The following is a 7973-nucleotide window of genomic DNA, read 5'->3' on the forward strand; positions in this document are numbered from 1 at the left end:
GGGGCGGGCCGGGGCGCTCGCGCCGGCCGTGTCAGGGGGCCGCGAGGGCGGCGACGTCGGCGGGCGCCAGGGCGCGGTTGTGCAGCCGGAAGCCGGCGACCGCACCGGTGAGGTAGGGGTGCGTGGGGTTCTGCGAGCGGCCGAGGTAGTTGTGCGTGGTCGTGCCGAGCAGCAGCGGGCTCGCGGCCATCGCCGCGTTGCGGCCGGCTTCGGCGCCGTCGACGTAGAGGATGCCGGCGCCGTCGCCGAGGGTGAGCGCGACGTGGGTCCAGCGGCCGGTGGGCAGCGGTGCGGCGGCGTCGATGACGTCCTCGGCCTCCATGCCGGCGATCTTCAGGGCGGCCCGGGCGCGTCCCGCGCCGGTGCGCGGGGTGAGGAACAGATAGGTGTCCTTGTGGTAGCCGAGGTCGAAGACGCGGGCGGAGTTGACCAGGACGTCCACCCGTACCCACATGCTGACGGTCAGTTCGGACAGCCCGGCGGGCAGGGCGGGGGCCAGGGCGACGTGGCCCCCGGCGCCGTCGAGGGCGACGGCGGTCCGGCCGACCGGCCCGTCCGCGGTCCAGGAGGCGCCCGCGGTGAGCGTCGCGGGGGCGAACGTCCGGGTGGCGTCGGCGGCGCTGGTGCCCGTGCCCTCGTCGAGGGGGTAGCGGGCGACGTCGCGCTCGCGGCCGGCGCGGGGGGCGACCGCCCAGTAGACCGTGTAGTTCTCGTGGTGGACCTGGTGGAACGGCTTCAGGGTGACCGCGCCGCCGGCCGCCTCGGCGGTGAACGCGCCGTCGCCGCCGCGCACGGGCCGCAGGGACTCCGGCCGGATCCCGGGGATGGTGGTCAGTTCCTTCGGGCCGTAGGCGCCGGCCAGCACGAGCGGACCGTACGACACCGAGCGCACCTGCGGGTTGTCGGGCGCGGGGCGCCACACGGGTTCGCGGGGCAGGGTGAGTTCGACGGTGTCCCCGGCCCGCCAGCACCGGTCGAGGGTGAGGTGGGTGCCGGGCTCGACGCGGCCGGAGTAGGGGTGTCCGGCCACGCGTACCCGGGCCCGCCCCCGGCCGTCCGCCAGCCAGCCCGGTATCCGGACCTTGAGCGCGAAGCGGCCGCCGCCCTCGGCGACGGTGATGCGCACGGTGTCCTCGGAGACGGTGTGCTGCCGGATGGTCACCCCGTCCGGCGCCCCGTGGGGCCGCCAGTCCGCCTCGGAGGGGATGAAGAGGTTGACGTAGAGCGCGTCGCGGGACCGGAAGTAGATGCTGTCCGCGAACTTGGTGTGGGTCTCCAGACCGGTGCCGTGGTCGCAGGAGAAGTTGTCGTAGTCGCCGCTGTAGCTGCCGGGCTCCGCGCCGAGCCCGCCCTTGGGCTGCCGGTGGGAGCCGGCCCACAGCCCGGTGTAGTACGTGACGAATCCGTGCTCGGAGTCGGGGTCCTGCTCGCCCAGCATCTGGTTGTACAGGGTCCACTCGTAGTGGTCCATGTAGGCGGTGCGGGACGGCTCGTGCAGGAAGAGCTGCCGGCCGAGCTTGAGCATGTTGTAGCTGTTGCAGTTCTCGCAGGTGTTCTCCGACAGACGGCTGACGATCTCGTCCGGGGGCCCGAAGAACTCCAGGTTGGAGTTGCCGCCGATGGCGTAGGTGTGGTGCTCCACGACGGTGCGCCAGAAGGTGCGCGCGATGTCGAGGTAGCGGCGCTCCCCGGTGGCCTCGTAGCCGAACGGCGCGCCGACGACCTTGGCGATCTCGGTGTTGGCGTGACGACCGGCCAGTTCGTCGCGGCCGGCGGCGAGCGGCGCGTAGAGCTCCTCGTGGTCGAAGCGGCGGGCGGTGCGCAGATGTGCGGGGTCGCCGCTGACGAGGTGGAGACGGGTCAGCACGTCGTTCATCCCGCCGAACTCGACCTTGAGCACGGACTGCATGCGCTCGTGCGGCAGCGGCGCGGTCCGCGCGTCCGCCCAGGCGGCCATCCCCAGCAGCACGGTCATGGCCTGCCGGTTGCCGCTGAGGGTGTACTGGTCGAGCAGCCCGGCCATGATCTTGTGGAGGGTGTAGTACGGCGCCCAGGGCTTGCCGCCCGCCTCCAGGCTGTCGAAGACCGACTCGGGGAAGGCCGACAGGTAGCCGTCGTGGAACCCGGCGGCGGGCGCGGCCGCCTGGCACTCGGCGAGTGCGGCGACGAGGACGCGGGCCTTGTCGGCGTGGTCCGCCTCGCCGGTCTGGGCGTGGGCCTGGGCGAGCGCGGACAGCAGGTGCCCGGTGGTGTGGCCGCGCAGCTGGACGTCCGGGGCCTCCCAGCCGCCGCAGGGCTCGGCGGACGAGGGAAGTCCGACGTTGCGGCGGAAGGTGTGCAGGAGCCGGTCGACGTCGACGAAGCGCAGGTAGGCGCAGGTGCGCCGCATGTTGTCGAGGAACGGGCTGTCCAGCAGGCGCACGGCGGACAGCGGCAGCGGGTCGAGCTTCGGACGCGCCGCGGGCACCGGCCGGCTCCCGACGGCGCCCGTCGGCTCGGGGGCGCTCGGCGCGGCGGCGGCGGGGGTCGCCTGGACGGCCTGCGTGGCAGCCGTAAGGGTCGCGGCCGCTGCGACGCCGGCGGTCAGCACGTTCCGGCGGGACGGCCGTGACGGAGGTGGTGCGGACATTCTCGGAACTCCTTCCGGGCGCGGAGGAGTACCACCGGTCGGCGGTTGGCCGGCGGCATGCGGCCGTGGAACGCGGTTGCCGGGCAGCCCGATGCCCGGCCACTGGCCTGAGAGCGAATGAATCGTTTTTAGAGCCATCGGCAACCTAGGATGACTCCGCAGAGACCGTCAAGAGCGGCAGCCCAAACCATGGCCTGTGCGGGCCACGCTGTCGACGGACCGCCACAAACCCCTGCACAAGGGACGATAGTGCGATGACGAGCCGCCCCCCGGGAGCGGGAAAGCGGCTTCCGGTGTCTGGCGCCTTGTCGCGGTGCCCGCCGCCGCGTATCTTCCTGCCCGTCACATACTGAATCGTTCAAGTAATGGAGAGGGGCGGTGGCCATCCCGGCCGCTCACCGGCGACGGAAAGCGCTGGGGGATACTCCAGGCCGGCGAAAGGAAAAGTCACCCATGACCACTGGCAGGATCTCCGCGGCCGCCGCCGGCACCTGGCTCCTCGGCGACATGAAGGTGAACCGGATCGGCTTCGGCGCGATGCGGCTGACTGGCAGCGCCGCCTTCCACCTCGGCACGCCCAGCGACCGGGAGCGCGCGATCGGCGTGCTGCGCCGCGCCGTCGAGCTCGGCGTCGACCACATCGACACCGCCGCCTTCTACTTCTCACGGCTGCGTTCGGCCAACGAGCTCATCAACTCGGCCCTGGCGCCGTACCCGCAGGACCTGGTCATCGCCACCAAGGTGGGGCCCGCACGGGACGCCTCCGGGGAGTGGGCCACCGCCGCCCGCCCCGACCAGCTGCGCGGCCAGGTCGAGGAGAACCTGCGGCAGCTCGGCCGCGACCACCTCGACCTGGTCAACCTCCGCTTCATGGGCGGCACTTCCGTCGCCGAGCACTTCGGCGCCCTGGCCGAGCTGCGCGAGGCCGGGCTCGTCCGCCACCTGGGCCTCTCCAACGTCCGTCCCGAGCACCTGGCCGAGGCACGGGCCATCGCCCCCGTGGTGTGCGTCCAGAACCGCTACGGCGTCGACGCGCGCGAGAGCGACGACCTGCTGCGGGAGTGCGGCGCCCAGGGCATCGCCTTCGTGCCCTTCTTCTCCATCGCCGGCGGGGGCCGCGAGCAGGGGCCCGGCGCCGGCGGCGCCGAGAGCGACGCGGTGCTCGCCGTCGCGGCCGCCCACGGTGTCTCGCCCGCGCAGGTGCGGCTGGCGTGGACGCTCGCGCAGGGCGACCACGTGCTCGCCATCCCGGGGACCGGCGATCCGGAACACCTGGCCGACAACGTGGCGGCGGGCGCGCTGCGGCTGACGGACGAGGAGACGGCGCTCATCGACGCGGTGGGCCGCCCCGCCCGCTGACCCGGGACGGCCTTGGGCGTAACGACGGCGACCGTCAGTCGTGCGGGACGACCGCCACGGGCGCCTTGGCATGGTGCAGCACCGCATGGGTCACCGGGCCGATGTGCAGGCCGGCGGCCGCGCGCCGGACACGGCGGCCGACGACGACCAGTGAGGCGTCGGCCGCCGCCTCGATCAGGTGGTGCGCCGCCCCGCCGACCAGGGAGTGCTCCACGACCTCCACGGCGGGGTACTTGGCCCGCCACGGCGCCAGCGCCTGGGTGAGCGCCTTCGCCTGGGCGTCGGTCAGCTCGTGCTCCAGGTCCAGGGCGATCGCCGCGGGGTTGTAGCCGTAGGAACCCGGCAGGTTCCAGCCGTGGACGACGTGCAGGCCCGTCCCGCGCAGCACGGCGGCCTCGAAGGCGAAGGCCAGCAGATCGTCGTGGGGACGGGCCAGGTCGATGCCCAGCACCACCTCACGGAAGGGCGTGTACTCCGAGACCAGCCCGTCGAGGTCCGGGCGGTGCTCGTCCTCGCCCGTCTCACCGGCCCGTACGAGGACGACCGGGCGGACGGCCTGCGCGACGGTCGCGGAGGCCACGGAGCCGACGAGGAAACCGGCGAGGGCGCCGAGGCCCCGGGAGCCGAGCACCAGCAGCTCCGACTCCTCGGCGGCGGCCGCGAGGGCCGCCGCGGGCTGCCCGCTCACGACCCCGGCGGAGATCTCCAGGTCCGGGTGACGCCCGGCGAGTTCGTCCGCGGCGTCGCGCGGCACGGACTCGGCCCACTGCCGCTGGGCGTCGGGGTCCACCGCTGCCACCGCCCCGGCCAGCGGGGCGTAGGCGGACGCGTACGGCTGCCAGTCGTACACGTGCACGAGCCTCAGGGGCAGTCCGCGGCGCAGTGCCTCGCGGGCGGCCCAGTCCGCGGCGGCCCGGCTCTCGGGCGATCCGTCGAGACCGGCTGTGACCGTACGGGACATGACGTGCCTCCTGGCGAACGGGACGAAGGGCGGGGGCTGTTCGCCCCCAGCTTCCCGCCGGCGACGGGCCTCCGGCAGGGGCCCGCCGGGCCCGTACGGGGGCCGACCGGCCCATGGGCGAAGGATGCGCCGCCCGGGACGGTGGGAGCAGGTCACCGCTGTGATCAAGCGTACGGGTCGTCTACCGGCGCGGTGGCGGGGGGTGGCGGCCCTGCCTGTGCCGCCGGTCCGGCCCGGACGCCGTCCCGGCGGCGGCGCCGCGCCGACCGCGGGACCCTGGAGGGGACGCATCCGCGACGTACGGAAGGACGTGACCGGTCATGACGCAGCAGCACGCGGCCGCCGCGGCCGGGGACATCGGGCGCCGGATCGCGAGCCGCCGGGAGGAACTGGGCCTGTCCCTGGAGGAGACGGCGGAACGCGCCGGCATCGCCCCGGGCTATCTGCGGTACGTGGAGCAGGAGCCGACCGCGGCGCCGGGCAGCTCCACCCTGCACGGGCTGGCCACGGCGCTGGGGACGAGCGTGTCGGCGCTGAGCGGCGGCGAGGCGGAGCTGCCGCCCGGCCGGGGACGCGCGGCGGGCCGGGCGTCACTGGTGGAACTCGGCCCCGGGGAGTGCTGGGCGTTGCTGTCCACGCACGGGGTCGGCAGGATCGGGCTGGACACGCCCGACGGGCTGGCGATCCTGCCGGTCAACTACACGGTCACCGAGGGCGTGATCGCCTTCCGCACCCATCCCGGGGCCACGCCCGCGGCGGCCGCGGACACCAGGTGCGCCTTCGAGGTCGACCAGGTCGACGAGGCCCTCAGCCAGGGCTGGAGCGTGCTCGTCCGAGGTGTCGCCTCCGCCGTCACCGATCCGGGGACCGTGCGCCGGCTGGCGGAGCGCGAGTACGCCGGCCCCTGGGCGGGCGGCGACCGCGACCTGTGGATCCGCGTCGTCCCGGCCAGCGTGACCGGGCGACGCATCCTGGTCGGCTGAGGAGGTTCCTCACCGCCGACCGCCCGAGCACCCCCGGCCGCCGCCCGCCGAACGCACGTTCAGGGCTGCACGGCCGGGCGCAGGGCAGCGCGCCCGGTGCGGACGGCCAGGCCGCCCTGCGGGGTGCGCGTACGGCCGGCCCTGCGCGGGCCACCACCACGACCTGCCGGACCCGGGCGCCCCGGCGAAGCACCCCGGGCGCCCCAACATGCAGCGCCCGCGCACCGCCCTCACCGTCCGGCGGCGGAGCCGCGCACCACGGCGACCGGGCAGTGCGCGTGGTGCAGGACCGCCTGGCTGACGGAGCCGAGCACGAGCCCGGAGAAACCGCCGCGTCCGCGTGCGCCGACGACGAGCAGCTGCGCGGTCCGGCTCTCCTCGATGAGGGTCTCGCGGGTCGCGCCACGCACCGTTTTCGTGCGGACCGCGACCCCGGGGTGGCGCTCCCGCCGTCCCGCGATCGTCTCGGCCACCAGGCGTTCCTCGGTGCGGGCGAGTTCGCCCGGCTCGCTCGCGTAGGGCATCGCGGGGTCCTGGGGCGGCGGTACGGGCGTGTGCCACGGGGTCCACGCATGCAGGGCAAGGAGTTCGGCGCCCCGCAACGCGGCCTCGGCGAAGGCGAAGTCGACGGCGTCCGCGCCGGCCGGGGAACCGTCGACGCCCAGCAGGACCGGACCGCCGGCGGCCGGCTGCTCCCGGACCACCAGGACCGGGCACTGGCCGTGCGCGGCGAGGTGCACCGCCGTCGAACCCAGCATCAGACCGACGAAGCCGCCCATGCCGCGGGACCCCACGACGACCAGTTCCGCGGCGCGCGACTGGGCCTCCAGCACGGTGAGGGGTTCCCCGGTCACGACGGCGTGGGTGACGTCCACGTCCGGTGCCGTGCGCCCGGCGCGTTCCACGGCCTCCGCCACCACCCGCTGCGCGGCGTTACGCAGGCCGCCCTCGGACGGGCCCAGGGCCGGCGGTCCCAGCGGCACGTGCATGGCCGGCCACAGGAAGGCGTGCACCACCCTCAGTCCGGCGCCGCGCCATGCGGCCTCCCGGGCCGCCGTCTCCACCGCGGCAAGGCTCGAGGCCGAGCCGTCCGCTCCTACGACCACCAGACCGCTCACCGCGCCTCCTCGTCCTCCCCGCCCGTCGTCCGTCCCCTGCTTCCCCCGGCGCCGGCCGACGTCCGGGCCCCGTGCGCCGGTCAAGGGGGCCGTCGGGGATCAGGCCCTGCGGTGGCCCCATGAGGGGCCGCTTTCCTCCCACTCGCGGCCCCAGGCCGCGGCGCGCCGGCGGTCGATCCGCAGGCGGACGACCCAGCGCCCGGCGAGGACCAGCGCGCAGGCGCCCGCGGCGGCGACCGAGCCGAAGACGACGCCCTGGGCCTCGGCCTGCGCGGGGGTGAGCCGGTTCTGCTGCAGCCGGCCGTCCGCGTCCAGCCAGACGGACGTGGTGGAACCCGCCGGGCTGCCCGGTTCGACTCGGGCCTGACCGGTTCGGGCGGAGCCGTCGGACGCGGTCCACCGGACGGTGGTGAGGACCTTTCCGATGGAGCCGGTGTACGGGTTCTCCACGGCCTTCGCGGCGTCCTCGGTGAGGACGGCCGTCGCCAGGTGGGTGCCCTGGCTCCGCCGCAGTTCGGACTGCTCCACCGCGGCCGCCGTGGCCGCCCCGGCCGCCGGGGCCCCCAGGGCGATCAGCAGGGCCGCCGCCACGCCCGTCCAGGCCTCCAGGACATCCGACCGTCGCCGCAGCGGATTGCGGCGCCAGCGCCAGAACACCGCCCTGCCGCTCATGGCCGTGCTCCCTTCCCTGTCCGACGACCGTCGCACGCGCCGGCACTGCCGCAGCAGGGGCCACACGGATCATTTCCGCCGCAGGACGGGGCCGACCGGCCCCTGCGCGCACACGCGGCCGGCCCGCCGCCCGGCTGTGACGACCGTCACTCGCCGGCGATCGAACTTCCCGTGCCGCCCCGCGTCCTGTCGGTGTCCTCGACACCTCCCGGATACGGAGCACCGATGCCCACCCCCCTGATCGACCCCCT

Annotated in this window: 6 protein-coding genes; 2 read left to right on the top strand and 4 right to left on the bottom strand. The window is 75.1% G+C overall.

Going from position 1 to position 7973, the window contains the following annotated elements; all coding sequences use genetic code 11:
* Window positions 1-31: 31 nt before the first annotated feature.
* Complete coding sequence (locus tag PV341_RS41850) at window positions 32-2629, bottom strand: glycoside hydrolase family 127 protein (protein WP_500328854.1); 2598 nt, start codon at window positions 2627-2629, stop codon at window positions 32-34.
* Between the two features lie 453 nt (window positions 2630-3082).
* Here PV341_RS41850 and PV341_RS41855 point away from each other — a divergent pair, with 453 nt between their 5' ends.
* The gene (locus tag PV341_RS41855; protein ID WP_500328855.1) at window positions 3083-3988 is read left to right on the top strand and encodes an oxidoreductase; all 906 of its coding nucleotides are present in this window, start codon (window positions 3083-3085) and stop codon (window positions 3986-3988) included.
* 34 nt (window positions 3989-4022) lie between these two features.
* Here PV341_RS41855 and PV341_RS41860 read toward each other — a convergent pair whose 3' ends face one another.
* The gene (locus PV341_RS41860; protein ID WP_500328856.1) at window positions 4023-4949 is read right to left on the bottom strand and encodes a universal stress protein; all 927 of its coding nucleotides are present in this window, start codon (window positions 4947-4949) and stop codon (window positions 4023-4025) included.
* A 320-nt stretch (window positions 4950-5269) separates the two neighbouring features.
* Between PV341_RS41860 and PV341_RS41865 the strand changes: the two genes are divergently transcribed.
* The gene (locus tag PV341_RS41865) at window positions 5270-5932 is read left to right on the top strand and encodes a helix-turn-helix domain-containing protein (protein ID WP_500328857.1); all 663 of its coding nucleotides are present in this window, start codon (window positions 5270-5272) and stop codon (window positions 5930-5932) included.
* 230 nt (window positions 5933-6162) lie between these two features.
* On the opposite strand, the gene PV341_RS41870 is transcribed toward PV341_RS41865, so the two are convergent.
* Both PV341_RS41870 and PV341_RS41875 read right to left on the bottom strand, forming a co-directional pair.
* Window positions 6163-7050: a universal stress protein gene (locus tag PV341_RS41870; RefSeq protein ID WP_500328858.1), complete on the bottom strand. Its 888-nt coding sequence runs from the start codon at window positions 7048-7050 to the stop codon at window positions 6163-6165.
* A 99-nt stretch (window positions 7051-7149) separates the two neighbouring features.
* On the bottom strand, window positions 7150-7722 hold the full coding sequence (locus tag PV341_RS41875; RefSeq protein WP_500328859.1) for an Rv1733c family protein: 573 nt from the start codon (window positions 7720-7722) through the stop codon (window positions 7150-7152).
* Between the last annotated feature and the right edge of the window lie 251 nt (window positions 7723-7973).

The organism is Streptomyces sp. PA03-1a (genome assembly GCF_033792805.1).
Classification (GTDB): domain Bacteria; phylum Actinomycetota; class Actinomycetes; order Streptomycetales; family Streptomycetaceae; genus Actinacidiphila.

Excerpts from the sequence above, each read along its gene's own strand:
- PV341_RS41850 (WP_500328854.1), bottom strand. The coding sequence starts at position 2,629 with ATGTCCGCACCACCTCCGTCACGGCCGTCCCGCCGGAACGTGCTGACC.
- PV341_RS41855 (WP_500328855.1), top strand. The coding sequence starts at position 3,083 with ATGACCACTGGCAGGATCTCCGCGGCCGCCGCCGGCACCTGGCTCCTC.
- PV341_RS41860 (WP_500328856.1), bottom strand. The coding sequence starts at position 4,949 with ATGTCCCGTACGGTCACAGCCGGTCTCGACGGATCGCCCGAGAGCCGG.
- PV341_RS41865 (WP_500328857.1), top strand. The coding sequence starts at position 5,270 with ATGACGCAGCAGCACGCGGCCGCCGCGGCCGGGGACATCGGGCGCCGG.
- PV341_RS41875 (WP_500328859.1), bottom strand. The coding sequence starts at position 7,722 with ATGAGCGGCAGGGCGGTGTTCTGGCGCTGGCGCCGCAATCCGCTGCGG.